The sequence below is a fragment of the Micromonospora sp. NPDC050187 genome (assembly GCF_044459745.1).
Taxonomy (GTDB): Bacteria; Actinomycetota; Actinomycetes; order Mycobacteriales; family Micromonosporaceae; genus Micromonospora.
Genome location: NZ_JBITJH010000022.1, coordinates 74,368 through 98,899 on the forward strand (window position 1 = coordinate 74,368; position 24,532 = coordinate 98,899).

General features: G+C 73.8%; 23 protein-coding genes and 2 pseudogenes. 6 read left to right on the forward strand and 19 right to left on the reverse strand.

The window, feature by feature from the left end; translation table 11 throughout:
* Positions 1-18 precede the first annotated feature (18 nt).
* Complete coding sequence (locus ACIBJE_RS26495; RefSeq protein ID WP_396752838.1) at positions 19-2,886, reverse strand: alpha/beta fold hydrolase; 2,868 nt, start codon at positions 2,884-2,886, stop codon at positions 19-21.
* 551 nt (positions 2,887-3,437) lie between these two features.
* Here ACIBJE_RS26495 and ACIBJE_RS26500 point away from each other — a divergent pair.
* A complete protein-coding gene (locus ACIBJE_RS26500) occupies positions 3,438-5,729 on the forward strand; it encodes an AAA family ATPase (protein WP_396752840.1) in 2,292 nt (763 codons plus the stop codon).
* Positions 5,730-5,810: 81 nt separating this feature from the next.
* Here ACIBJE_RS26500 and ACIBJE_RS26505 read toward each other — a convergent pair whose 3' ends face one another.
* The 17 genes and pseudogenes from ACIBJE_RS26505 to ACIBJE_RS26585 all read right to left on the reverse strand — a co-directional run bounded on the left by ACIBJE_RS26505 (position 5,811) and on the right by ACIBJE_RS26585 (position 17,300).
* Positions 5,811-6,275, reverse strand: coding sequence for a gas vesicle protein K (locus tag ACIBJE_RS26505; protein WP_396752842.1), 465 nt, complete (start codon positions 6,273-6,275; stop codon positions 5,811-5,813).
* Positions 6,272-6,496 (reverse strand): gas vesicle protein, encoded by a 225-nt coding sequence (locus ACIBJE_RS26510; protein WP_285789379.1) that lies wholly within the window; start codon positions 6,494-6,496, stop codon positions 6,272-6,274. The genes ACIBJE_RS26505 and ACIBJE_RS26510 overlap by 4 nt, the downstream gene beginning before the upstream one ends.
* A 1-nt stretch (position 6,497) precedes the next feature.
* A complete protein-coding gene (locus ACIBJE_RS26515) occupies positions 6,498-7,427 on the reverse strand; it encodes a GvpL/GvpF family gas vesicle protein (RefSeq protein WP_396752844.1) in 930 nt (309 codons plus the stop codon).
* A gap of 154 nt (positions 7,428-7,581) precedes the next feature.
* Positions 7,582-7,737, reverse strand: a pseudogene (gene gvpJ / locus ACIBJE_RS26520) (gas vesicle protein GvpJ); the annotation flags it as partial.
* Between the two features lie 46 nt (positions 7,738-7,783).
* Positions 7,784-8,194: a gas vesicle protein gene (locus ACIBJE_RS26525; RefSeq protein ID WP_396752846.1), complete on the reverse strand. Its 411-nt coding sequence runs from the start codon at positions 8,192-8,194 to the stop codon at positions 7,784-7,786.
* Positions 8,195-8,200: 6 nt separating this feature from the next.
* Positions 8,201-8,464: a gas vesicle protein GvpG gene (locus ACIBJE_RS26530; protein WP_396752848.1), complete on the reverse strand. Its 264-nt coding sequence runs from the start codon at positions 8,462-8,464 to the stop codon at positions 8,201-8,203.
* A gap of 3 nt (positions 8,465-8,467) precedes the next feature.
* Positions 8,468-9,223, reverse strand: a complete 756-nt coding sequence (locus tag ACIBJE_RS26535; protein ID WP_396752850.1) for a GvpL/GvpF family gas vesicle protein — start codon at positions 9,221-9,223, stop codon at positions 8,468-8,470.
* A 265-nt stretch (positions 9,224-9,488) separates the two neighbouring features.
* A pseudogene (gene gvpJ / locus ACIBJE_RS26540) lies at positions 9,489-9,692 on the reverse strand (gas vesicle protein GvpJ); the annotation flags it as partial.
* A complete protein-coding gene (locus tag ACIBJE_RS26545) occupies positions 9,689-10,972 on the reverse strand; it encodes an SRPBCC family protein (protein WP_396752852.1) in 1,284 nt (427 codons plus the stop codon). The gene ACIBJE_RS26545 and the pseudogene gvpJ (ACIBJE_RS26540), both read right to left, overlap by 4 nt.
* A gap of 2 nt (positions 10,973-10,974) precedes the next feature.
* Complete coding sequence (locus tag ACIBJE_RS26550) at positions 10,975-11,460, reverse strand: hypothetical protein (protein WP_396752854.1); 486 nt, start codon at positions 11,458-11,460, stop codon at positions 10,975-10,977.
* 276 nt (positions 11,461-11,736) lie between these two features.
* Positions 11,737-12,246, reverse strand: coding sequence for a GNAT family N-acetyltransferase (locus ACIBJE_RS26555; protein ID WP_396752856.1), 510 nt, complete (start codon positions 12,244-12,246; stop codon positions 11,737-11,739).
* Between the two features lie 105 nt (positions 12,247-12,351).
* A complete protein-coding gene (locus ACIBJE_RS26560; protein WP_396752858.1) occupies positions 12,352-13,197 on the reverse strand; it encodes a hypothetical protein in 846 nt (281 codons plus the stop codon).
* Positions 13,198-13,268: 71 nt separating this feature from the next.
* Positions 13,269-13,619 carry a hypothetical protein gene (locus tag ACIBJE_RS26565; RefSeq protein ID WP_396752860.1) on the reverse strand — a complete coding sequence of 117 codons (351 nt, stop codon included), beginning with the start codon at positions 13,617-13,619 and terminating at the stop codon, positions 13,269-13,271.
* Positions 13,620-13,765: 146 nt separating this feature from the next.
* Entirely contained in the window at positions 13,766-14,197 is a 432-nt protein-coding gene (locus ACIBJE_RS26570) for a DUF3263 domain-containing protein (RefSeq protein ID WP_396752862.1), read from the reverse strand.
* A gap of 205 nt (positions 14,198-14,402) precedes the next feature.
* The gene (locus ACIBJE_RS26575) at positions 14,403-15,419 is read right to left on the reverse strand and encodes an ABC transporter permease subunit (RefSeq protein WP_396752864.1); all 1,017 of its coding nucleotides are present in this window, start codon (positions 15,417-15,419) and stop codon (positions 14,403-14,405) included.
* Positions 15,416-16,324, reverse strand: coding sequence for an ABC transporter ATP-binding protein (locus ACIBJE_RS26580; RefSeq protein WP_396752922.1), 909 nt, complete (start codon positions 16,322-16,324; stop codon positions 15,416-15,418). Before ACIBJE_RS26580 ends, ACIBJE_RS26575 begins: the two co-directional genes overlap by 4 nt.
* A gap of 190 nt (positions 16,325-16,514) precedes the next feature.
* Positions 16,515-17,300: a DeoR/GlpR family DNA-binding transcription regulator gene (locus ACIBJE_RS26585; RefSeq protein ID WP_396752866.1), complete on the reverse strand. Its 786-nt coding sequence runs from the start codon at positions 17,298-17,300 to the stop codon at positions 16,515-16,517.
* A gap of 195 nt (positions 17,301-17,495) precedes the next feature.
* On the opposite strand from ACIBJE_RS26585, the gene ACIBJE_RS26590 reads away from it, so the two are divergent.
* Genes ACIBJE_RS26590 through nagA form a run of 3 tightly spaced genes read left to right on the forward strand, consistent with a single transcriptional unit; the run spans position 17,496 to position 20,481 of the window.
* The gene (locus ACIBJE_RS26590; RefSeq protein ID WP_396752868.1) at positions 17,496-18,425 is read left to right on the forward strand and encodes an SIS domain-containing protein; all 930 of its coding nucleotides are present in this window, start codon (positions 17,496-17,498) and stop codon (positions 18,423-18,425) included.
* Complete coding sequence (locus ACIBJE_RS26595; protein WP_396752870.1) at positions 18,422-19,372, forward strand: ROK family protein; 951 nt, start codon at positions 18,422-18,424, stop codon at positions 19,370-19,372. The genes ACIBJE_RS26590 and ACIBJE_RS26595 overlap by 4 nt, the downstream gene beginning before the upstream one ends.
* Positions 19,372-20,481, forward strand: a complete 1,110-nt coding sequence (gene nagA, locus ACIBJE_RS26600) for an N-acetylglucosamine-6-phosphate deacetylase (protein WP_396752872.1) — start codon at positions 19,372-19,374, stop codon at positions 20,479-20,481. Before ACIBJE_RS26595 ends, nagA begins: the two co-directional genes overlap by 1 nt.
* A gap of 536 nt (positions 20,482-21,017) precedes the next feature.
* Here nagA and ACIBJE_RS26605 read toward each other — a convergent pair.
* On the reverse strand, positions 21,018-22,226 hold the full coding sequence (locus ACIBJE_RS26605) for a DUF4032 domain-containing protein (protein WP_396752874.1): 1,209 nt from the start codon (positions 22,224-22,226) through the stop codon (positions 21,018-21,020).
* 141 nt (positions 22,227-22,367) lie between these two features.
* On the opposite strand from ACIBJE_RS26605, the gene ACIBJE_RS26610 reads away from it, so the two are divergent.
* Together ACIBJE_RS26610 and ACIBJE_RS26615 are read left to right on the forward strand one after the other, a co-directional pair.
* The gene (locus ACIBJE_RS26610; RefSeq protein ID WP_396752924.1) at positions 22,368-23,141 is read left to right on the forward strand and encodes a phosphatase PAP2 family protein; all 774 of its coding nucleotides are present in this window, start codon (positions 22,368-22,370) and stop codon (positions 23,139-23,141) included.
* Positions 23,142-23,151: 10 nt separating this feature from the next.
* A complete protein-coding gene (locus tag ACIBJE_RS26615; RefSeq protein WP_396752876.1) occupies positions 23,152-24,399 on the forward strand; it encodes an APC family permease in 1,248 nt (415 codons plus the stop codon).
* Positions 24,400-24,532: the final 133 nt, after the last annotated feature.

The window sequence follows — 24,532 nt, forward strand, 5'->3', positions numbered from 1 at the left end:
CGCTTCCCGGAGACTCCATCACCGGTCCCCGCTTCCCCGGGAGTTCTCGCCGACCAGGGCGAGGAAGGCGTCCTCCAGGCGACGTCGGGGCACCACCCGGTCCACCCCGATCCCGGCGCGGACCAGCTCGGCCACCACCTCGCTGCGGGCGGTGCCGTTGGTGTCCACGACGAGCTGGCCCTCGGTGTCGGGCAGCACCCGCACGCCGTCGAGCCGGTCGAGCACCTCCCGCGCGGTGTCGGGGTCGCTGACCTCGAACAGCACGCTCGGCGACTCGCCGACGATCTCCTCGACCGGACCGGAGGCGACGATCCGTCCCTTGTTGACCACCACCGCGTGGGTGCAGGTCTGCTCCACCTCGGCGAGGAGGTGGCTGGAGACCAGCACCGCGCGACCGTCGGTGGCGTACCGCTGGAGCACCCGGCGCATCTCGGCGATCTGCGGCGGGTCCAGCCCGTCGGTCGGCTCGTCGAGCACCAGCAGCTCGGGCAGGCCGAGCATGGCCTGGGCGATGGCGAGCCGCTGCCGCATGCCGTGGCTGTAGTTGTTGGTCCGGCGGTGCACCGACGCGCCGAGGCCGGCGATCTCCAGCGCCTCGGAGAAGTGCGCCTCCGCCTCCGGCCGCCCGGTGGCCCGCCAGTACGCCTTCAGGTTCTCCAGGCCGCTGAGGTGCGGCAGGAAGCCCGGCCCCTCGACCAGCGCGCCGATCCGGGAGAGCACCGGCGAGCCGGGCACCAGCCGATGCCCGAAGACGTAGATCTCCCCGGCGGTCGGTTGGGTCAGCCCCATCAGCACCCGCAGGGTGGTGGTCTTGCCCGCGCCGTTCGGCCCGAGCAGTCCGACCACCTGGCCGGGGTGCACCTCGAAGTCGACGTTCGACACGGCGACGAAGCCGTCGGCGTACTCCTTGCGGAGTTGCCGGACGGCCAGCGGCGTGCCCGCGTACGCCGGGTGGATGGAGCTGTCCTGGCGGCGGTGCCGGCGGCGCAGCACGGCGACGAGCACGACGAGCGCGACCACGATGGTGGCGAGCAGCCCGGCGAGCACCCAGCGCCAGACGACGGCCGCGGTGGGGATCGGGTCGCCGCCCACCGTGGGCAGCACGACCGGCCCGTCCCCGACGGCGACGGTGTAAACGGTCGGTTCGGCCGGCGTGGCGTACGCCTGGTCGCTGGTCGCGACGACGACCCGCAGGCGGTGGCCGGCCTCGATCCGGCGGACGATCGCCGGCAGGGTGACGGTGACCGGCCGGGCCTGCTCGACCGTCGCCGGCAGACCGTTCAGCCGGACCGGGGCGACCAGGCCGCTGGGCAGGGTGGCGGTGCCGTCCGGGGCGACGTCGTAGAGCTTGACGAAGAGGACGGCCTCGCCGGTGGGGGAGGCGGCCCGGATGCTCACGGTGGGTGCGCCGACCACGTCGACCGCCCCGTCCAGCGGCGCGGACTCGAAGCGGGCGTGCTGGCCGGGCAGGTCACCGGCGACGCCGTCGAGCAGCGACGAGAACGAACCGGCGAGCGGCAACGAGGAGATCGCCGCAGGGTTGCCGCCGGGCGGGTTGGCGATCGGCTGCGCCGGGCCGGTCACAGCGACCTCCCGGCGATCGTCGCCGCCGACGCCCGGGTAGTCGCCTGTCCGGTAGCCGGTGGCCACCAGCCCTCGGTCGAGCGCGTCGAAGCCGGCGATCCGCGACCAGGTGAAGTCGTCGCCCGGCGCGTCCCCGGTGCCCGCCACGTAGTGGTCGAGCCACTGCACGGTCAGGAACTTCACCCGGTCCGAGTCGGTCTCCGGGCCGTCGCCGCCGTCGTGCCCGCCGGTGAACCAGGCGACCCGGACCGGCGTGCCGTTGGCGGCGATGCCGCGCGCGTTGGCGTCGGCCTCGGCGATCGGGAAGAGGCTGTCCGCGGTGCCCTGCACCAGCAGGGTCGGCGACTCGATCCGGTCCAGCACGGTCGCCGGGCTGGACCGGCGGAGCAGGTCGACGGCGGCCTGGTCGCCCCGGCCGGTCGCGGCGATGCGCAGGTACGCGGCGCAGACGTCGGCGGCGAACCGGCCGCAGGCGGGGTCCCCACCGACCGACGGGGAGCCGGACACCGCCGGCCCGCCCGGGGTGTTCCGGGTCGACCCGTTGGGCTGGCCACCCTCGTCCCCGCTCTCCTCCTCGTCGTTCCCCCCGCCGCCGGGAGGGCCGGTCAGGCCGGCGGGAGCGGCGCCCGCGCTGCCGAAGAAGATCCCCGCCCAGCCCTTCTTGAAGACCCCCTCGGTCGCCGGGCGACCGGTGCTCTCCGGCAGGAACGCCCGGGGCAGGTCGTTCCAGGTGATCATGGGCACGATCGCGTCGACCCGCTGGTCCTGAGCGGCGAGGAGCAGCGCCAGCCCGCCGCCGTACGAACCGCCGACCACGCCGACCCTCGGGTCACCGGCGGCGTCGGTGCGCACCTGCGGCCGGGCGGCCAGCCAGTCCAGCAGCCGCTGCGCGTCGCGCACCTCGTGGTCGGGGCTGTTCAGGTGGATCTGGCCGCCGCTGCGGCCGAAGCCGCGCGCGGTCCAGGTCAGCACCGCGTAACCCCGGCCGGCGATCTCCTCGGCGTCGGCGCGGACCGTCTCCTTCGTACCGCCGAAGCCGTGCGCCAGCAGCACCGCCGGCACCCGGCTCTCGGCCGAGGCCCCTTCCGGCAGGTAGAAGGTGGTGTCCAGGTCGACCGGCTCGTCGCCGGACGGCCCGGAGCGGACGGTCAGCAGCGCGGACTCGGTCGTGTAGGTGGGACGCTCCGGCCACACCGCCCAACCGACGGCGGCGGCGACCAGTGCGGTCGCCACGGAGGCGGCGACGAGCCGGCGACCGGTGGGGAGGGCACGCCGGAGCCGCGCGACCGTCAGGGTTGGCATGGGGATCACGGTACGGCGTTGATCCTGAGCGTTGGCTGAGATAGTCCGTACGGCCGTCCGGGTCGGCCGATCGGCGGTGCGGGATGGTCGACCGCGCATCCCTCGGCGAAATCCGGCGTTCTGAATTCGTATCACGTGAATTCGGAACCTTCCCCCGGAACCTCGTGAGAGCCGCCATGTCTCCGCACGTTTCTCACGCACCGTCACAGGATCATGACGGTCCGACAGGACTGGCCGGATCCGGTGGACGCGGCCCGGTCAGGGGCGGGAGCGCGTCCAGCCTTGCGGGTAGATTTCCGGTCCGGTGCACCGGACCGGATCGGGCGTGTGCCCGACCCCACCCGCCGCGCCTCCTCGGACCGGTCGCCGGGTCGGTGGTCCGCACCACCACCGACCCGACGACCCCGAGCACCCCACGTTCCGACGGCCGCCCCGGACGTCCGCACGCACGTCACGTCGGCCACCCCGGACGTCCGCACCCACGTCACGTCGGCCACGCGAATGCCGCCCGACCCGCGCCGACCTGGGCGGCGGCGGCTACCCTCGGGCGGGTGGCCGAACCCGAACTCACCCTGATCGCCAGCCTGCGACCGGCGGCGCTCGACGCCCGGCGGGGCGTCGTCCGGCTGCACCCGGAGGTGCTCACCGCGCTGGCCCTGCGTCCCGGCGACCCGGTCCGGTTGACCGGTCGGCGGCAGACCGCCGGAATCGCGGCGAGGGCCGAACCGGGTGCCGGCACCGGCCTGCTCCACGCCGACGACCTCATCCTCGGCAACCTGGGCATCCGGGACGGCGGGCAGGTCACGCTCAGCCCGATGCCGCTCACCGCGGCCGGCCGGGTGACGTTGCGCGGCCCGGTGGAGATCGTCGCCGTCGTCTCACCGGAGATGCTCCGGCTCGCCCTGCTGGGCAAGGTGGTCACCGCCGGGGACGACGTCTCGCTGCTGCCCCAGGACGTCAGCCCGGACGCCCCGGTCCGCCCGCTGGTCGAGGCCGCGCGGCGCAGCCTCGCCAACACCGTCGGGTACGCCTGGACGAGCGCCCTGCTCACCGTGGTCGCCGTCGAGCCGGGGCCCGGCTCGCTGGTCACCATGGACACCGTCGTCGGCTGGGAGCACGGCCAGGTCACCCACGGCAACGCCGCCCCGGCCGGTTCCCGCACCACCGTCTCCGGCTCCCCCACGACAGGTCTCCCCGGCTCCCGTTCGCCGGACGGGTGGCCGCAGGGCCGCCACGACGACGGCACGGTCGCAGCCACCGGGGAGGCGGACCCGGCGCAGGCGCCGGACGTCGACGAGCTGCCCGGCCTACGGACCCAGGCCGAGGAGCTGACCGAGCTGCTCGACCTCGGGTTCCACCACCGGGAGGTGCTCGGCAAGCTGAACACCACGGTGTCGCTCGGCGTGCTGCTGAGCGGGCCGGCCGGATCCGGGAAGTCGGCGCTGGTCCGCGCGGTCGCCGCCGCCGTACGGGCCCGGGTCCACCCGGTCTGGGCACCGGAGCTGGCAGCGTTGACCAACCAGGCCGCCGCCGAGCAGCTGCGCGCCGCAGCCGCCGCCGCCCGCGCCGACGGGCCGGCGGTGCTCCTGGTCACCGACGTGGAGGCGCTCGCCCCGGCGGACCAGCCCGGACCGCTGGCCACCGTCTTCCGGCAGGTCGTCGCGGAGACCGTACGGGCCGGGGCGGCGGTGGTCGGCACGACCAGCCGGCCCGAGTCGGTCGACCCGGCGCTGCGCTCCCCCGACCTGCTCTCCCTGCCGATCACCGTGCCGCTGCCGGACGCGGCGCTGCGCCGGGAGCAGCTGACCGTACTGACCCGGCGGATGCCGCTCACCGGGGACGTGCGGCTGGACGACGTCGCCGGCCGTACGCCGGGCTTCGTCGCCGCCGACCTGGCCGCGCTGGTCCGCGAGGCGGGGGTACGGGCGGCGCTGCGGCAGAAGTCGACCGACACGCCGACCGTGGCGATGGCCGACTTCACCGCCGCGTTGGAGGTGGTCCGCCCGACCTCGATGGCCTCCGCCACGCTGGAGCTGGCCAACGTCACCCTGGAGGACGTCGGCGACCTGGTCGAGGTGAAGGAGACCCTGACCGAGTCGGTGCTCTGGCCGCTGACCTACCCGGACACCTTCGCCCGGCTCGGCGTGCAGCCGCCACGCGGGGTGCTGCTCTACGGGCCGCCGGGTTGCGGCAAGACGTACCTGGTCACCGCGTTGGCCGGCTCGGGCCGGGCGAACGTGCTCTCGGTCAAGGGCGCGGAGCTGCTCTCCAAGTGGGTCGGGGAGAGCGAGCGCGCCGTCCGCGAGCTGTTCCGCCGGGCCCGTGAGGCCGCCCCCACGTTGATCTTCCTGGACGAGGTGGACGCGCTCGCGCCCGTCCGGGGGCAGGCCACCGACGGAGGCACCACCGACCGTGTGGTCGCCGCGCTGCTGACCGAGCTGGACGGGGTGGAGGCGCTGCGCAACGTGGTCGTGGTCGGCGCGACGAACCGCCCCGACCTGGTCGACCCGGCCCTGCTCCGCCCCGGACGGCTGGAGCGGCTGGTCTACGTGCCGCCGCCGGACGCCGACGCCCGGGTGGAGATCCTGAAGGCCTCCTCCCGGAACGTGCCCCTGGCCGACGATGTGGACCTCGCCGGGCTGGCCGAGTCGCTGGACGGCTTCTCCGCGGCGGACTGCGCCGCCCTGGTCCGGGCGGCGGCACTCGCCGCGATGCGGGAGTCGCTGACCGCCTCCACGGTCACCGCCGCGCACGTCGAGCGGGCGCGGGCCCGGGTCCGGCCGTCCCTGGACCCGGCGCAGGTCGCCTGGCTCGCCGCGTACGCCGCCGAGCGCCAGGGCTGACCGGCCCCGGTCGCCGGTCCGGGGTCGGGCCGGCTCCCGACTGGTTCCGGACCGGCTCGGCCAGCTCCGGGCCGGGTGTGGTCAACTGTGCGACCCGTCGGTGGGCAGCAGCGGGCCGAGCGGACCGAGGTCCAGGTTCAGGTCCTCGGGAGCCAGGCCGAAGTGGTCGCGCAGCCCGGCCATCTGTTCCTCCAGCGCCATCAGGGTCATCCCGATCCGCTCGACCTGCTCGTCGGTCAGGTCGCCCAGCTCGACCCGGCGCAGCGCCTGCCGTTCCATCAACTGACGCAACAGTTCGATGACGGTCAGCACCAGGCTGGCGAGACCCTTCTCCACCGAGTCCCGGTCCACCGCCAGCCGCCGGTCCAGCGGCGTCACCCGGGGTGCCCGCCACTGCGGCTCCCCGAGCGCGGCAGCCAGCGCGGCGGCCTCGTCCCGTGGGGTCGACGCGGCGACCTCGTTCCGCGCGGCCGGCGCGGCCTCGGCGCGGGCGGGCCCAGCGGCCTCGTCGCGGGCGGCTCCGGCGGGCTCGTCGCGGGCGGTCATCCGAGGCCGCCGGGCGGCTCGGGCGGGGTGAGAGCGCCGACCGAGGAGATCAGCGCGCGCAGCGAGACGTACACCAGGTCGACGTCGGCGATGGAGATGGTGATGTCGCCACTGACCACCACCCCGGTCGCCAGGACCCGGTCGAGCAGGTCCACCAGGGCGATCGTCTGGTAGGTGAGCGGGTCGTCGGCACTGCTCGGCACGAGCGAGGTGGTGGCCACGTCAGCTCCCCGGCTGCCCGACGATGAAGGAGTACGGCGGCCAGGGGCCGGTCAGTTCCAGCCGGAGCGCCGGGTGGCGCGCGGCGAGCGCCGCGACGGCCGCGCGGAACCCGGCGAGCCCATCGACCGGCACCAGGTACGCGCCGTTGAGCGCCATCGGGTGGGACTCGCCGGAGAGCCGGCGGTCCTGCGGCGTGTGCCGGCGGGCCTCGGCCGCGTGGCCGGCCAGTTCCGTGTGCACCGCCGCCGCGCTGTGCGCCGCAGCCTGCTGGCCGGTCTCCCGCGCCCGCAACTGGGCCCGGCGCCGCCGCAGGTAGGCGGCACCCGCTCCGGTGCCGCCGGCCGCCGGCGTCCCCGCACCACCGGCGTCCACCGCCGGGCCGCCCCCACCGACGACCGCCGCCTGGTTCTCCGCGCCACCGGCGACCGCCGTCGGGTCCTCCGCGCCGCCGACGTCCGCTGGCGGTGTGGTCGAACCGCCGCCGTCGGGGGCCGGGCCACCGGGCAGCACGTACCCCTTGACACCCCACTCCTGGTGGCCGGCGAGCCGGGCCAGGGTGGCGGTCAGGTCGGCCCGACGGTCGTGCAGCAGCCCGGCCAGCCGGCGCTCGTCGGTGTGCACGGTGGCCAGCCGGGCCGGCACCACCGGGCCGGTGCGGGCCAGCACGTCCACCACCCGGTGGTGGGCCCGGGCGGTGCGCTCCAGCCACACCAGGTCCTCCAGGTTGCGGCGCAGCGGCTGCTCGCCGTACTCGTCGAGCGGAACGGCGCTGAACACGGCGGCCAGGCCGGACCCACGGACCACCCGCACCGGAGTGTCCGCGAGTCCGGTGACCGGAGCCAGCGCCCCGGTGACCGACGCCGGGATGATGCCGTGCAGCCAGGTGCCGGTGCCGGCGGGTGCCGTCGTGACGACCGGATCAGGCCCCATCCCGCTCCCCCAGACGCTCGCTCCGCGCGGCGATCCGTGGTCGTCGCTCGGCCTCGACCTCCTCCGGATCACGCGGCCCCGGCTCGACCGGCGGACGGGCCCGGGAGCTGAGCCACGGATCGTGCTCCCACCAGTCGATGCCGATCTGCCGGGCGGTGTCGACCGAGGCGATCACCAGACGCAGCTTCAACGTCAGCAGCTCGATGTCGAGCAGGCTGACCCGGATGTCACCGGCGATGACGATGCCCCGGTCGAGCACCCGTTCGAGGATGTCGCCCAGGTTCGCCGGGTCGTGCCCGGCCGGGAGCACCTGCCCGGAGTTCTGCACCACCGAGGGGACCTGTCCCATGGTCATCTCAGCCCACCTCGCCCTTGCCACGTTGGTAGCGGCGGACCCGCCGGAAGGAGAGCACCTCACCGTCGGCGTCCAGGTCGACCTCGTAGAGGCCGAGCAGGTCGGTCGACGCCGGGATGCGGTGGTCCTCCACCAGTTCCACCCCGACCCGCCAGCCGTTCCCGTTGGGCTGCACCGAGGTCACCCCGGACGGGTCCCGGCCGGTGAGCCGGCTGACCTGCCGCAGCCCCTCCCGGGCCGCCTCGCCGGCCGGGATCGGCTCGACCGCCTCCTCCTCGTCGTACGACTCGTCGTCGGAGTAATCGTCGTCGTCGGCGTACCGGTCGTCGTCCTCCGCGTACCGGTCGTCGGCCTGCTCGCGCCGGCCCTGATCCGCAGACCGGGCCCCCGCTCGGCTCCGCTGCGTCCGCACCCTCGCTCACCTCCCTCGCGTCGGCCGGCCCGGTCCGCCGCTCGGCCCGGCCGGGACGAGCCGGCTTAGCACCTCCTGCTGCAACCGGTTCCGCTCCTCGTCGGTCAGCTCACCCGCTGCCGCAGCAGCGTCGATCTCCTCCAGCTCACGGCGGACGTGGACCGGGTCGCGCCGCCGGGCCTCCGCCTCCCGGGCCACCACCTTGAGCACCGCGGTCAGCCCGCGCACCGGCGCGTACGGGAGGGTCAGCAACGACCACAGGATCTCCACCGCTCACCCCGCCAGGTGGTGGGCGTCGACGAAGTCGTACGGGGCGAGTGGGCCGAGCAGCCGCATCCGGACCAGTTCCCGGCGTTGGCCGGCGAACTCCTCCGCCACCGCCGCGAACTCGTCCGCCCGGTCGACGTCGACGAGGAACGCCACGTGCATCGCGTCCATCTCGTGCCCGGGTGGGCGGACCGTGCTGGTCACCGCCACCGGGCCGAGCACGTCGACCAGTTCGCGGGTCTCCGCCTCCCGACGCAGTTCCACCGCCTGGCTGATGATCTCCCCGAGCCGGATGCGCTGCTCCCGGCTGGCCGTCTCCGGCTGCCCCCGCACCTGCTCGGCGAGTTGCGCCGCGCCCGGGTTCTCGGCGAGCAGCACGCTGATCAGCTCCGACTCGTGGAAACGGCCGCGCACGGTGTACTGCGTCCGTCCCTCAAGCTCGTCGAGGGCGGCCCGGAACCGGTCCCGGTGGGCGTCCAGCAGGTCGTGCACGGCGTCGGTGCCGGTGACCACCGTGCCGAACCGCACCGGCACGACCGGGGCCACCGCCGCCGTCCCGTCCAGCAGCTCCTGGTACGCGGTCAGGTCCACGGGCCGGCCCACCGGCTGCTCCAGGTCCACCTCGCTGACCAGCGCGGCCAGCTCACCGTGGACCACAGCGGTCACCTCGCCCGGCGGGTCGCCCACGCCGACCGCGTCCTCGGTCGGCTCCACGTCCGCCGGGACGATGCCGTAGACGAACGTCCCGCTCTGCCCGGCCATGTCAACGTCCCCCGTTCCGTCGGGCCGCCCGGCGACGACCGGAGGAGCTTTCCCGGTCCCGGCCGGCACCGGCGTCGTCCCGGTCGTAGTCGTCCTCGTCCTCGTCTCCGCCGGCACCGCCGGCACCGCCGAGTGCCCCGGCCGTTCCGCCGAGGCCCTGGACGGTCTCACCGAGCCCGGAGGTGATCCCCTTGGCCGCGTCGGTGACGTTCTCCACCGCCCCGCCGAGGCCCGACTTGCCGCGTGGCGTGATGTCCAGCCGGTCGACCGCCTCGGCGAAGCGCAGATACGTCTCGACGCTCGCCACCACCACCCGCGCGTTGATCTCCAGCAGCGGGATGCCGATCACCCCGATGACCACCTGGGCGTCGATCACCACGCCCTTGTCGAGGACCATCTCGACCACGTCCGCCAGGCTCGACGTGGTGCCCCGGTCCAGCGCGGCACCCCCGCCCGGTCCGCTGCTCATTCGTCCCGCTCCTCACGCCGACGCCGGACCACGGGCCGGCGGGGTCCCTCCGAGGTACGCCGGGCAGCCGGGCGGGGCCGCCCCTCCTCACGGGAACGCCCCTCCTCACGGGAACGCCCCTCCTCACGGGAACGCCCCTCCTCGCGGGAACGCCCTTCCTCACGGGGCTGTGGACGACCGGCCCGTTCCGGCCGCCGCCGGCGCGGTGGTTCCTCCTCTTCCGGCTCCTCGTCCTCCGGCTCCTCGTCGTACTCGTCGTACTCGTCCTCGTACTCCTCCTCGGCGGGGCGACGACGCGGTGCGGGACGGCGGGCACGGCCGGCGGGACGGCCCCGCCGACGGGGAGCCTCCTCCGGCTCCTCGCCCTCCTCGGGCTCCTCACCCTCCTCCGGCTCCTCGGGCTCCCGCCCCTGAGCTTCGGCTTCGGCGCGCTCCTGCTCCTCGCGCAGCGCCGTCTCGTGGTCCCGGACCACCCGCGAGTCGCGGATCTCGCCACGCCAGCCCTCGACCTGGTCCGGGTCCAGGACGGTCTGGGTCATCACGTGCCGGACGAAGTGCTTCAGCTCGAGACGCACCCGGCGACCCTGGGCACGCCAGAGGTTGCCGGTGCGCTCGAAGAGGCCCTGCGGGTGGTACTCGAGCACGACCAGGATCCGGGTGAGGTCCGGTGCCACCGCGTGGAAGCTGACCGTCCCGTCGACTGAGCCCTTCTCGCCCTTGGAACGCCAGTGGATGTGCGAGTCCGGCACCTGCTGGACGACGGTCGACTCCCAGGTCCGGTGCGACCAGAGGACCTGTGCCTTCCAGGTCAGTTTCTCGTCGGACTCCTGGTCGACGTTCTCGACCTTCTTCATGAAGCTCGGAAAGTCGGCGAACTGTGTCCACTGGTTGTAGGCGACCCGCAGCGGGACGCCGACCTCGATCGTCTCGACGATGTTGGTGACCTTGAGCTTGTTCTTCCCGCCCCGGTTCCTGCCGCCCCGGGCGCCGATGGCCGCCATCACCTTCTCCTTACCGCCGGCCAGACCGGCACCGACCATCGCCCGTAGCGGCGACTTGCCCTCGGCGAGTCCCTGGGCACCCGTCGCCGCCGCGATCAGGCCCGGTCCGCCTCCCTGTTTCGCGTAGTCGCTGAGCCGGCCGGTCGCGCCGGTGACCCGCTCGGTCACCACGGACACGGCCCGCTCGCCGATCGCCCCGACCAGGTCCCGCGCGTCACGCAGCAACTGGTCGCGCAGCCTGCCGCGCAGGTTCAGGCCCGGGTTCGAGGGGACCGACATGGTCACCACCCCCGCTGCCCGGCAGCGTCGCCGGAGTCGCGCTGTCCGCGACTGTCGCGCTGCCCGCCCTTGTCACCACGGTCACGGGCACGGTCACGCGCGTCACCACGGTCACGGTCGTCGCCGCCGTCACTGCGGTCTTCCCCATCACCGCCGTTTCCGCCGTCACGGCCGTCGCCGCCGGCTTTCCGCCGCAGCGCGTCGGCCCGGCCCCGGAGCTTGCCGCTGACCGTGTCGATGCCGCTGCCGACCGCGGCGGTCGCCGCCGCCCGGCCGGCCCCGACCAGCGGCCCCCCGAGGCGGCTCAGGTTGTGCAGCTGGGGCGACGCCTGCACGAGATCACCGAGCTTGCGCAGTCCGGCCGGGTCCCGACTCATCCGTCCGGCCGCCACGGCGGCGGCCAGAGTCAGCGCGGTACGCAGCCGGCGACGCCGGCCGAGGACGTAGCCGAGACCGACGGCGAGCCCGATTCGTGTCCCGCTCTTCATGGTGCACTCCTTACCTCCCCGGTGCAGCGCGAAAGCCCGATACGCGAGGTCATGACAATTACCGGGGGCTGAACACGACAACGCGTCCAATCGGGCAGTCCCATTTCAACGGACTGGTCGGCAGTACCCTGACCCCCGCAGACAAAACCTCGGGACACGATTACCGGAGCACACCGAAAGCGACCCCGCCACCCTGCCGACCAGGGAAGAAGCGGACGAATGGGCAGCCGGGACCAGATAATTCCCAGCGCCTGGCGGAAAGACCGATAAAACGAATTACGGCATCGGCGGGGCGGAATCCAGACAGATTTCCGCATGTACCGTCTCGCCGTCCTCGCGCAACTTCGCGCCGCACCGGGCGAGCACGCCGAGGGCCCCGGTGTTGTCGACGGTCGTCTCGGCGGCCACGGTACGCATGCCGTGCGCGGCGGCGACGTTGAGCAGCTCCCGCAGGGCCGCCGCGCCGACCCCCTGGCCGCGGGCCGAACGCCCCAGCCACATCCCGGTCTCCACGGTGCCGGGCTCTGCCCGGCGGGCCATCCGGATCATGCCGACGACCTCGCCGCCGAGCAGGATCGCGAACATGACGGTGCCGGTCGGACCGTCGAAGCCACCGAAGTGGGCACGGTGGAACTCGCGGAACGCCTCCCGACGAGCCGCCGACCAGCCGGCCGGCGCCTCCACCGGCGGCATCACGTCACTCGGCTCCGCCTCGGCGGCGGCCACCGAAAGCAGCGGCTCCAGGTTCCGCTCGTCGACCGGCTCCAGCCGGACAGCACCTGCCACGCGCCGCAGTCTGCCGGCCCCACCCGACCGGCGTCCACCCTTCCGTCGGGCACCACCGGTCCGGCCGGCCGGTACCAGCCGGTCGGCGGGGGTGAGTGTTCCTGGTCACGCTCCGGGGTCAGCCGGCTCCGGAAACTCGCACAGGACGACCGACGCGTCGTCGGAACGCTTGTTCCGCCGCAACCGGTCCGGGTGTTCCCGCTCGGCGGTCCGGACCCGTTCGATCAGCGCTCCCGGTCCCTCGGTGGTGACCAGGTCCAACAGGCCGTCCCAGCCGAACAGGCCGAACTGCTCGACCGCGCAGGACGCGCCGTCGCTGAGCAGCACCGCCCGACGCAGCGCGTCCGGCCCGCGCAGCGGCACCGACCCGGTCACCGCGTGGTACGCCGCGTCCGGGTCGCTGGCGGCCACCCAGTAGCCGTGCGTACGGTTCATCCGTTCCCGCTGCACGGCGACCGCCCGACGGAACCGGGTGGCCGGGTCGTCGGCGCGGACCGGAACGGTGTGGGCCACCGCGCGCAGGTCGGCCAGGGCGGCATCCAGCCGGTCGTCGGAGACCACCGTCACCCGGCCGGTGTCCAGCACCAGCGGGCTGTCGCAGAGCACCAGGTAGTCGGCCCGGTCGCCGCCGTCACGCAGCAGGCAGACGGTGGCCGACGGTGTACCGGGGTGGTCCAGGTCGCAGACGCCACCGTGGTCGGCCCGGACCGCGAGGATCGCCGCCGCCAGATTGCTCATCAGGGTGGCGGCCGGCCGGGTCGCCTCAGCGAACCCGATCCGGGCGGCGAGGTGCCGGACGTACCAGGCCGGACCGTGGACGCAACCGGTGTCGAAGCCGTCCGGCACGGTCGCGCCGTCGAGCACTCCCACCACGGTTCCGAAGCGGAAGGCCAGGTCCTCGTTCTCCAACCGGCCGGGCGCCGCCGTGGAAGCGGAGCTGACCTGCATCATCGATCGTCCTCCCCGTGGGTGGCCGGACCGGGTCCATCATGGTGGCATGCCGCCGGGGACGTTGGTGTCCGTCAGGGTGGCATGCCGCCGGGAACGTCGCTTCGCCACGGGCGCGCCGCCGGTGCGTACCGGGGCCGCCCGGTGTAGGGCTCCTCGGCGGTGTACGGCGCGTCGACCGCCGCTCCTTCCGGAAACGGCACGGGTTCCGGCAGCGGGGACGGCCCCCGCGCCGGCCCGGTCGCGGCCGACCGCACCCCGGTCGACTCCGGCGCAGTCTGCTCCGGCGCGGCCCGCTGCGCCACGGTCTGCGTGGCCGTGCTCCGCTGCGCCACACGCGACCGGGCCAGCCAGCCCGCGAGTGCCCCGGCCAGCGCGGCGGCCAGCAGCGGCGCGGGACGGTGGGCGTACCAGCCTGCGGCCATGCGGCTCCCCTCGTCGCCCCGGATCCCGCTCGGACGGGACCAGGACCCGCCTACCCGCCCCGCCAGCCGGCATGCCCCGATTCCGCAGGCATACGACGGTCGGCGTCACCGGCTCCCCGACGAGGCGTCAGCCCGCCATCACCAGGTCAACGGCGGCGGTTCCGGGCCCGGGACGAGCGCAGCCGGCGGAGCCGGCCGACCAGCAGCGGATCGGCGGCGAGGGCGGCCGGATTGTCCAGCAGCCCGTTGAGAAGCTGGTAGTACCGGGTGGCGGAGAGGCCGAAGGTGTCCCGGATGGCCTGTTCCTTGGCACCGGCGTGCCGCCACCAGTGCCGCTCGAAGGCGAGGATCCCCCGCTCGCGCTCGGTCAGTCCGTCCGCAGGTCCCGTACCACCGGCATCCTGTGGCGACGGCACGGCTCCATCGTCGTCGGGAAGCGGGGTCTGTGCCGAGCCGGCCGCCGGGTGGGACTCCACCTCCGGGGCGGACCGGGGCGGGGGCACCCCGCGCGAGGGAGGCGACGACGCTGGCTCCGTGCGGTCGGCACGGCCGGGGAACGCGTCGGCGGACGGCTGCATGGCGCTCCTCGGGCAGGCGGCCGGCCGGGCGACGCCAACCGGGGAATCCCAGGGTAACCAGGTTGGGCCAACCCCGCATCGCGCGTCCGACGCGCCCACCGCCCAGGTGCCGGCAAGGGTCCCCTGCTACCACCAGGCGGGTGCAGGGGCCCCCTGCTCACCGGAAATGATGAACAGGGGACCCCTGCAGGCACCACGGCGGCGGTCAGGCGATGTCGCGACGACGCATCGACCAGATGGCTGCGCCGAGGGCGAGCACCAGTCCGGTGGCGAGCAGCACCGAGGAGTGCTGCCAGGTGATGGTCAGGACGTCGGGCTCGCAGCCCCCGGACACGGAGAAGTTGCAGGCGTCGTAGTTCTGCAGCTTGACCTCCTTCCCCATCCAGGCCAGGCCGTAGGTGGGGATCAGCCAGGCCTCGGGGAACTTCACGTCGGCCAGGGCGAGCACCACGCCGAGACCGAACTGCCCGACGACGCCCACCGCGAGCACGCCACCCAGAGCGAAGGCGGTGTGCCGGCCCAGCGAGGCCAGGGCGAACCCGACCACCGCCGCGACCACCACCAACGCGAATCCGCGCAGGCCGGTGAGGGCGAAGGACTGCCAGACGCCCGAGGTCATCTTGTCCGTGCTGCCCCGGAAGGAGCCGACCGCCCAGAAGGCCGCCGTCCACGCGAGCAGCCCGAGCACGGTCACCGCCACCACACCGGTGAGCAGGGCGGCCAGCTTGGTCAGCAGGACGTTGAGCCGCTTCGGCCGCCACAGCAGCAGGTTCATCATGCCGCCGGTGCTCCACTCGGCGCCGACGAAGGAGGCGCCGACCACGAAGGCGATCAGCCCCAGGATGGCCGCGTACGTGACCAGGGTCGAACCGAAGCTGGTGCGGAAGTCGAAGGTCGACGGCAGGAACCACTGCGCCTCGAACGACTCGCGGGTCGGTGGGGTGATGACCGAGCAGTCGTCGGGGTACCGACCGTTGGTCGGCTCTCCGGCCGCCTTGGCCCGGTCACAGGCGGCCCGTTCCTGTTCGGAGTACCGGACCTGCTCCTCGTACTGCGACTGGGCCGTACGCTCGGCGGCGGCGCGCTGCTCCGGGCCGATCTTCTGGTTGGTGAGGAACGTACCGACCGCCACGGCGAGGAGCACCAGCAGGCCGATCAGGGTCATGTACCGGGTGAAGCGGCGCTTGCCGAGGCGACGCAGTTCGGTGACGTACAGGCTCATGCGCTCCGCCCTCCCTGGGTGTTGCCGCCGACCTTGCGGGACTGGTCGACCTGGCGGTGCTGGCCGGGAACCGGCGCGGTGGCGGTCAGTTCCAGGAAGACGCTCTCCAGGTCGGCGGTGACCGGGGCGAGTTCGCTGACGTAGAGACCGTTCTCGGCGAGCAGCCGGGTCACCGTGGCCGGCTTGTCCACGCCGGCCAGCATCAGGTGGTCGTCGTACCCGGTGACCTGCACGCCGGAGCGGCGCAGCGTCTCGGCGGCGAGCGGCAGGTCGGTGACCGCCTCCAGCCGGATCCGGACCGCACCGCCGGAGTAGCGGGCGAGCACCTCGTCGACCGGCCCGAACGCGACCCGGCGGCCCAGCGAGATGATGGTGACCGAGTCGCAGATGAGCTGGATCTCGCCGAGGATGTGACTGGAGAGCACCACGGTCATCCCGGAGGCGGCCAGGTCGCGCATGAGCGTGCGCATCTCCCGGATCCCGCCCGGGTCGAGGCCGTTGGCCGGCTCGTCGAGGATCAGCAGCTTCGGATCCTTGAGCAGCGCCGAGGCGACCGCGAGGCGCTGCTTCATGCCCAGCGAGTACGTCTTGACCCGCTCGCCGGCCCGGTCGCGGAGCCCGACCAGCTCCAGCACCTCGTCGACCCGGCGGGGCGCGACCTCCCCGGCCCCGGCGAGCAGCGCGAGGGTGTCCCGCGCGGAGAAGTGCGGGAAGAACTGCGGGCTCTCCACGATCGCGCCGACCTGTCCGGCCACCTCTGGCAGCGCGGCCGGGACCTCCCGGCCCAGCAGCGCCATCCGGCCGGCGTTCGCCCGGATCAGGCCGAGCAGGGTGCGCAGGGTGGTGGTCTTGCCGGAGCCGTTCGGGCCGAGGAAGCCGTGCACCTGCCCGGCGTCGACCCGCATGTCGAAGCCGTCCAGCGCGTGCCGCTCGCCGCGCCTCCGGCTCTTGTACGTCTTGCGTAGACCTTCAATTTCCAGGACGGCGGGCACGTCGACCTCCCCCGCTCGGGTTTATGACGGGAGAGACAATACTGTGTTATCCGAAATAGTGGGGGCGGAAACGCCGACCGAACGGGCGAACTCGCCCCACCGATCAGGCGCAGACGACGGTGACCCCGGCGGCCCGGAACTCCTCGACCACCGAGGGCGCGGCCCCCGAGTCGGTGACCAGGGTCTCCACCCGGTCCACCGGGCAGATCCGGGCGAAGGCGTGACCGCCGAGCTTGGACGAGTCCGCGATGATCACCACCCGCCGGGCCCGGGCCACCATCAGGTTGTTCATCGCCGCCTCGCCCTCGTGGTGGGCGGCGGCCCCGAGCTGCGGGTCGATCGCGTCCACCCCGAGCAGGGCGACGTCCAGCGTCACCTCGCGCAGCAGCGCCCCGCCCAGCGGGCCGACCAGCTCGAACGACTTCGGCCGCACCACCCCACCGGCCACCACGATCTTCATCCGGGACCGCACCAGCAGTTCGTTGGCGATGTTCAGGGCGTTGGTGACCACGGTGAGCTGGGCGCCCTCGGCGCTGGTGTTCAGGTCGGGCCGGACGGCGAGGGCCCGGGCGACCTCGGTGCTGGTGGTGCCGCCGTTGAGGCCGACCACGGTGCCGGGCGAGACCAGCGCGGCGGCGGCGGCCCCGATCCGCTGCTTCTCGGCCGAGTGCTTGGCGGTCTTGTAGCGCAGCGGCAGGTCGTACGAGACCCCGTTGGCGACCGCACCGCCCCGGGTACGCGTGATCATCTGCTGCTGGGCGAGCTGGTCGAAGTCCCGGCGGATGGTGGCCTGGGAGACGTCCAGCCGCCCGGCGGCCTCCTCGACGCTGACTCGACCGTCGTCGGTCAACATCTCCAGCAGGGCGTTCCATCGGGCGTACCGGTCCACCGCGGGAGCCTCCCCTGACTGCACGGAACGTGATTGGTTGCGTGCACAGTAGTGCGCGAAACGCGGGCACGCAAAGCAATGCGTTGCTCAATCGCGCAAGCGGTTGCCATGACCCCCCGGGTTCGCGCAGAATGGCGCTCGAAACATGCCCGTAACGAGCGGTATTGCGCACAGTCTCCCCTGCGAGGAGTTCTCATGGCGTACGTGGACGCGGAGATCGCCAGCCAGCCGGACTGCTGGCGGGAGGCGGCGCACCTCGCCCCGACCGTCACCGACCGGTTGCCCCGCCCCGGCGAGCGGGTGGCGGTCGTCGGCTGCGGCACCTCCTGGTTCATGAGCAGTGCTTACGCTGCCCGCCGGGAGGCCGCCGGGCTGGGCGAGACCGACGCCTTCCAGGCCTCCGAGTTCCCGGTGGGCCGCCGCTACGACCGGCTCATCGCGATCACCCGGTCCGGCACCACCACCGAGGTCACCGACCTGCTCGCCGCGCTGCGCGGTCAACTGCCGACCACGGCGATCGTCGGCGACCCGGACTCCCCCGCGACCCGCCTGGCCGACGCCGCGGTCACCCTGCCCTTCGCCGACGAACGGTCGGTGGTGCAGACCCGGTTCGCCACCACCGCCCTGGCCCTGCTCCGCGCCCACCTCGGCGACAACGTCTCCGCGCTGGCCGCCGACGCCGAGGTGGCCGTCCGCGCGCCGCTGCCGCTCGACCCGGCCCGGGTGGAGCAGGCCACCTTCCTCGGCCGGGGCTGGACCGTCGGTCTGGCCCAGGAGGCGGCGCTCAAGTGCCGGGAAGCGGCCACCTTCTGGGCCGAGGCGTACCCGGCGATGGACTACCGGCATGGGCCGATCTCGATCGCCGCTCCCGGCCGGCTGGTCTGGGCCTTCGGCGAGATCCCGGAGGGGCTCGCCGAGGACGTCGCCGCCACCGGTGCGGCCTTCGTGCACAGCCGTACCAACGGCTGCCGCACGGTGCTCGGCCGGTGGGCCGCCGGACGGAACCCGGTGGACCCGATGGCCGACCTGATCCTGGCGCAGCGCTTCGCGGTCGCGCTCGCCACCTGCCGGGGCCTCGACCCCGACGCGCCCCGGCACCTGTCCCGCTCCGTGGTGCTCGCGTGACCGCAGGCCCGCCCGTCGCCGGCCGGGCCGGCGATCCGGTGGTCGTCGCACTGGACGTCGGCGGAACGGGGATGAAGTGTGCCCTGGTCCGCCCGGACGGCACGGTCGTCCACACGGAACGGCACCCGACCCGTGCCGACCGTGGCCCCGACGCGGTGGTGGGCACCATCCTGGACGTCGCCGGGGGACTCGCCGACCGGGCCCGCGCCGACGGGCTCGCCCCCCGGGCGCTCGGCGTCGCCGTACCCGGTGTCATCGACGATGTCGCCGGGGTGGCGGTCTGGTCGGCGAACCTGGGCTTCCGGGACGTACCCCTGCGGAAGCTGGCGACCGAACGACTCGGCCTGCCCACGACGCTCGGCCACGACGTGCGCGCCGGGGGCCTGGCCGAGGCCCGGCTCGGGGCCGGTCACGACACCCGGCACGTGCTGTTCGTCGCGGTCGGCACCGGCATCGCCGCCGCCCACGTGGTCGACGGGTCGGCCGCCGTCGGCGCGCACGGCGCCGCCGGGGAGATCGGTCACATCCTGGTACGCCCGCACGGCCCACGCTGCGGCTGCGGACGCGTCGGCTGCCTGGAGGCGGTGGCCTCGGCCGCCGCGATCGGCCGTCGTTACGCCGAGTTGTCCGGCGTGCCGGGAAGCACCGCCGCCGAGGTGGTCGAGCGGGCCGTGGCCGGCGAGGAACTGGCCCGGGAGGTCTGGAGCAGCGCCGTCGAGGCGCTCGCCGACGGGCTCGCCACCGGTCAGGCGCTCTTCGACGTACAGACCATGGTGCTCGGCGGCGGCCTGGTACGGGCCGGACGTCACCTGTTCGACCCGCTCCGTACCGCACTGCGGGAACGGATGACCTTCCACCGGGAGCCGCGTCTGGTCGCCGCCACACTCGGCGACGAGGCCGGCTGTCTCGGTGCGGCCCTGCTCGCCCTCGACTCTCTGGAGCCCTGATGACCCAACGGGTGACCGGCAAGGTGGTGACCCCGACCGGCGTGATCCGCCAGGGGTGTGTGGAGATTGATGACGGCAAGATCCGGGCGGTCGCCGAGTACCCGTCGGCGCGCGACGGCCACTGGATCGTCCCCGGCTTCGTCGACATGCACACCCACGGCGGCGGGGGGCACACCTTCACCACCGGCGACCCGGAGGCCGCCCGGGGGGCCGCCGCGTTCCACCTGCGGCACGGCACCACCACCCTGCTGGCCAGCCTGGTCAGTTCCCCGTTCGCGCTGATGCGGGAGGCCACCACGGCGTTCGCCCCGCTGGTGCGGGAGGGGGTGCTCGCCGGCATCCACTTCGAGGGGCCGTACCTGTCGACGGTCCGGTGCGGGGCACAGAACCCGGAGTTCCTCCGCGACCCGTCCGCCGAGGAACTGACCGAGCTGATCCGCCTCGGCGAGGGCGCGGTCCGGATGGTCACCCTGGCCCCGGAACGCGACGGGGCGCTGAACGCCGTCAAGCTGCTCACCGGCGAGCGGGTGGTCGCGGCGATCGGGCACACCGACGCCAGCTACGACCAGACCCGGGCGGCGATCGCCGCCGGAGCCAGCGTCGCCACCCACCTGTTCAACGGCATGCGCCCGGTGCACCACCGCGAGCCCGGACCGGCGGTGGCCCTGCTCTCCGCGCCGAACGTGGTCTGTGAGCTGGTCGCCGACGGCGTGCACCTGCACGACGGGATGCTCACCTTCGCCACCTCCGTCGCCGGCCCCGAACGGACCGCCCTGATCACCGACGCGATGGCCGCCGCCGGCATGGCCGACGGCGAGTACGAGCTGGGCGGACAGTCGGTCACCGTGGCCGACGGGGTGGCCCGGCTCACCCGGGACGGCGCGATCGCCGGCAGCACCCTCACCATGGACGCCGCGCTGCGGCAGGCGGTGGCCGCCGGGATCGCCATGTCCGACGTCTGCCGGATGGTCGCCACCACCCCGGCCCGTGCGCTCGGCCTGGGCGACCGCCTCGGTGCGTTGCAGGTCGGTCTCCGCGCCGACCTCGTCGTCCTCGACGACGACCTCACCGTGCTCCGCGTCATGCGCGGCGGTGAGTGGCTGGACTGAACGGAGCGCAGCCACCCAGACCGACCGGGCGAGGTGTGCTCGGGCCGGCCTGGTCAGGTGCGCCCCGCCGACCGGGCCGGGCGGCGGCCCGTCAGGTGAAGTACACCCGTTGGGACGCTTTGGAGCTGCCCCGTCGGTGCGCCCGCCCCTCGACGGCGGTCCACGGCCGTCCACCCGAGCCCGCAGCCCCGCCAACCGACGATCCGCCGCCCCGCCAATCAACGATCCGCGACCCACAACCGACGGCCCGCGGCCTTACCAACCGACGGCCCGCGGCCTTACCAACCGACGATCCGCGGCCCCGCCAACCGACGATCCGCGGCCCCGCCAACCGGCGGCCGGCGCGCCCCGTATGTGCGGGCAGCTCCAAAGGACACCGGACGTAAGTACCTCTACCCGGAAGGTCAGCCCCGGGGTCGGCCCCGAGTCGGCCCGAGCAGGGCAACTCCGGCCCGGAGCAGAGCTCGACGCGGATCCCCGCCACGGCTCGGACGCGGCCTGGTCCGGGGTCGGGGTCGGGTCGGGTCGGGTCGGGGTCAGACGTCAGCGACGTCGACGCCGAGCACGGCCTGCTCGTCGGGGCGGTGCACCAGCACGTCGTTGAGGAACGACTGGACCGCCGGCCCCATCCCGACGTCGCGGCCGGCCCGCTCGGAGAGCAGCCACTTGTGCTCGATGATCTGGGTGAACAACTCCTGCGGCTCCAGCTTGCGCCGCAGGTGGGCGGGGACCGCTCGGACCACCGGCTCGAACACCTCGGTCAGCCAGCGGTGCGCGGCCTGCTGCTCGTCGGTCAGGTCGCTCTCCGCCCGGTACGCATCCAGGTTGTTGAGGAGCTTGCGGGCCTGGTTCTCCTCGGCGTCGAGGCCGGTCAGCCGGAGCAGGCGCCGGGTGTGGTAGCCGACGTCGACGACCTTCGGGCGGATCAGGTAACGCCCACCGTCGATCGTGGCGAGCGACACCTCGGCGACGTCGAAGCCCATGTCGTTGAGGCGCCGGATCCGCCCCTCGATGTCGTGGCGGGCGTCCCGCTCGACCTGCTGCTCGTAGGTGACCTCGTGCCAGAGCCGCTCGTACCGCTGCACGACCTCCTCGCAGACCACTTCCGGGTCGATCGACTCGTGCAGCAGGCCGGCGGCCTGGAGGTCCAGCGCCTCACCGAAGATGTTCACCCGGGCGATCTCCAGGTCCTCGCCCCGCTGGCCGTTGGAGAGGGAGCTGCGCAGGGCTCCGGTCTCGGCGTCCACCAGGTACGCGGCGAACGCGCCCGCGTCCCGACGGAACAGGGTGTTCGACAGCGAGCAGTCGCCCCAGAAGAAGCCGGTCAGGTGCATCCGGACGATCAGCGCGGCCAGCGCGTCGAGGAGCCGTTCCAGGGTCTCCGGGCGCAGGGTGTGCGAGAAGAGCGCCCGGTACGGCAGGGAGAACTGGAGGTGCCGGGTGATCAGCACCGGGTCCAGCGGTTGCCCGTCCGGGGCGTGTCGGTCGGCGACGATCGCCACCGCCTCCACGGCCGGGAAGTCGATCCGTTCCAGTGCCCGGAGCAGGTCGTACTCGCGCTCGGCGACCCGCTCGCCGGTCTCCTTGACCGCGTAGACGTAGCCACCCATCCGCACGAACCGGACGATGTGCCGGGAGATGCCCTGAGGGAGGGCCACCAGGTGCTCGGCAGGCCACTCCTCCAGCGGGGTCGACCAGGGCAGGTCGAGCAGCGCCGGGTCGACGAGAGCCGAAGTGATCCGCACGGGACAAGCATGCCGTCTCCGCCCGCACCGCGCCTCCCTTCGTGGCTGGGCACACAGCCATTGACGTACCACCGCGCCGCCGCTCCCGGTACGCGCCGTGGTCGGGGCCGCACCGGACCGGCGTCGGCGGCGGCCGGTAGCGTGATCGGCGTGCGGGAGCCCACGACGCGACGGGACAGATGGCTGCGGCCGGTCCGGCCCGCCGGCTGGTGGTTCGACGCGCTGCTGCTGGCCGGGCTGGTGGCGGTCACCGTGGCGCTCGCCGACCGTCACTTCTTCGGCATCGACCGGGCGGTGGCCGACTGGGCCGACGCACACCGACCCCCGGTGGCGTACGGCATCGCGGTGGTCTTCAACTACCTCGGGCAGGGCATGCCGCTGACCCTGCTCACGGCAGGGCTCGGGCTGCTGCTGGCGGTCCGGCTCCACTCGCTGCGTCCGCTCCTGCCCAGCGTGGTGGCCTTCGCGCTGACGTACGTCACCATCGGCCCCCTGAAGGTGTGGACCGCCCGACCCGCGCCGAGCGCCAGCGTCAAGGAGCCGTACCTGCCGCCCGAGCAGACGCTCCCCCTCTTCCAGGACGAGCTGCCGCTCAAGTTCGCCCAGTCGTACCCGTCGGGCCACGTGGCCAACGCGATCCTCTGGTACGGCGTGCTGGCGCTGCTGCTCGCCCCGCTGCTGCGCAGCTACGGCCGGCGCATGTCGCCCCGGCTGGTCACCGTGATCCGGGTGGTCCCACCGGTCGTGGTCATGTTCACCACGACCTACCTGGGCTGGCACTGGCTGACCGACTCGGTGGCCGGGTTGCTGCTCGGGCTGCTGCTGGACCGGATCCTGCACCGGATGCCCTGGGACGACCTTCCGCTGCCGGGGCGTCTGCGGAACTGGAACCGCCCGTTCATCTCGTACCCCTAAGGTCACGCTCGTGGAGCGGCTGGCGCGACGGTTGGGTCTGGCCGACGCCGTGGTGATCGGCCTGGGGTCGATGCTCGGCGCGGGCGTCTTCGTGGTCTTCGCCCCGGCCGCTGCGGCGGCCGGCGGCGCGGGCCTGCTGCTCGCGGTGGCCCTGGCCGGGTTCGTCGCGTTCTGCAACGCGACCAGTTCGGCCCGACTGGCCGCCCGGTACCCCGAGTCCGGCGGCACCTACGTGTACGGGCGGGAACGGCTCGGCCGGTACCCCGGTTTCCTCGCCGGCTGGGGGTTCGTGGTCGGCAAGACGGCGAGCTGCGCGGCGATGGCGCTGACCATCGGGGCGTACCTCTGGCCGGGGCAGGCGCGGCTCGTCGCGGTCGGCGCGGTCGTGGCGGTGACCGGGGTGAACCTGCGCGGCGTCGGCAGGACCGCCACCGCGACGAAGATCCTGGTCGGCGTGGTGCTGACGGTGCTGGCCCTGGTCACGGTGACCGGTCTCGGCGCGGTCACACCAGATCGGGTGGACGGTCTGGACGGCTCCGCCCGGGGCGTGCTCACCGCCGCCGGGCTGCTCTTCTTCGCATTCGCCGGTTACGCCCGGATCGCCACGCTCGGCGAGGAGGTCCGCGACCCGGAGCGCACCATCCCCCGCGCGGTGCCACTGGCGCTGGGCATCGTGCTGGCGATCTATCTGACCCTGGCGACGGTGACGGTCGGCGTGCTCGGGGCCGACGCGCTGGCCTCCTCCACCGCGCCCCTGGTCGACGTGGTGACCGCCGCCGGCCTGCCCGACCTGGCCTGGGTGGTCCGCGCCGGGGCGACCGTCGCGGTGACCGGGGTGCTGCTCTCCCTGGTCGCCGGGGTGGGGCGGACGACGCTGGCGATGGCCCGTCGCGGCGACCTGCCGACCGCACTCGCCGCCGTGCACCCCCGGCACCGGGTGCCGCACCGCGCCGAACTGGCCGTCGCCGCCGTGGTGATCGCCGTGGTGCTGCTCGGCGACGTACGGGGCGCGATCGGGTTCTCGTCCTGCACGGTGCTGGTCTACTACGCGATCACCAACGCCGCCGCGCTGACGCTGGGCCGGGAACCGGGCCGGCGACTGCCGGTGCGGGCGCTGGCGGTGGCCGGGCTGGTCGGCTGCCTGCTGCTCGTGGTCAACCTGCCGCTGGGCAGCGTCGTCGGCGGTCTCGGCGTCCTCGTCCTCGGGACGATCTGGTACGCCCTCCGCCACCACCTCGCCCCTCAGCGATCTGGTTGATCGACTTTCTTGATCGACTCCGTCTCGGCGAAGCGGGCCGGTCCACGCGAGCCCGACACCGCCACCTCGGCGATCTGGAGTTGATCTGGCCGGACCCCGCTGGCCTCCTTCGCGACGCCCAGTTTTGGCGATC

Excerpts from the sequence above, each read along its gene's own strand:
- ACIBJE_RS26495 (WP_396752838.1), bottom strand. The coding sequence starts at position 2,886 with ATGCCAACCCTGACGGTCGCGCGGCTCCGGCGTGCCCTCCCCACCGGT.
- ACIBJE_RS26505 (WP_396752842.1), bottom strand. The coding sequence starts at position 6,275 with ATGACCGCCCGCGACGAGCCCGCCGGAGCCGCCCGCGACGAGGCCGCT.
- ACIBJE_RS26515 (WP_396752844.1), bottom strand. The coding sequence starts at position 7,427 with ATGGGGCCTGATCCGGTCGTCACGACGGCACCCGCCGGCACCGGCACC.
- ACIBJE_RS26535 (WP_396752850.1), bottom strand. The coding sequence starts at position 9,223 with ATGGCCGGGCAGAGCGGGACGTTCGTCTACGGCATCGTCCCGGCGGAC.
- ACIBJE_RS26545 (WP_396752852.1), bottom strand. The coding sequence starts at position 10,972 with ATGTCGGTCCCCTCGAACCCGGGCCTGAACCTGCGCGGCAGGCTGCGC.
- ACIBJE_RS26550 (WP_396752854.1), bottom strand. The coding sequence starts at position 11,460 with ATGAAGAGCGGGACACGAATCGGGCTCGCCGTCGGTCTCGGCTACGTC.
- ACIBJE_RS26560 (WP_396752858.1), bottom strand. The coding sequence starts at position 13,197 with ATGATGCAGGTCAGCTCCGCTTCCACGGCGGCGCCCGGCCGGTTGGAG.
- ACIBJE_RS26565 (WP_396752860.1), bottom strand. The coding sequence starts at position 13,619 with ATGGCCGCAGGCTGGTACGCCCACCGTCCCGCGCCGCTGCTGGCCGCC.
- ACIBJE_RS26570 (WP_396752862.1), bottom strand. The coding sequence starts at position 14,197 with ATGCAGCCGTCCGCCGACGCGTTCCCCGGCCGTGCCGACCGCACGGAG.
- ACIBJE_RS26575 (WP_396752864.1), bottom strand. The coding sequence starts at position 15,419 with ATGAGCCTGTACGTCACCGAACTGCGTCGCCTCGGCAAGCGCCGCTTC.
- ACIBJE_RS26580 (WP_396752922.1), bottom strand. The coding sequence starts at position 16,324 with ATGCGGGTCGACGCCGGGCAGGTGCACGGCTTCCTCGGCCCGAACGGC.
- ACIBJE_RS26590 (WP_396752868.1), top strand. The coding sequence starts at position 17,496 with ATGGCGTACGTGGACGCGGAGATCGCCAGCCAGCCGGACTGCTGGCGG.
- nagA (WP_396752872.1), top strand. The coding sequence starts at position 19,372 with ATGACCCAACGGGTGACCGGCAAGGTGGTGACCCCGACCGGCGTGATC.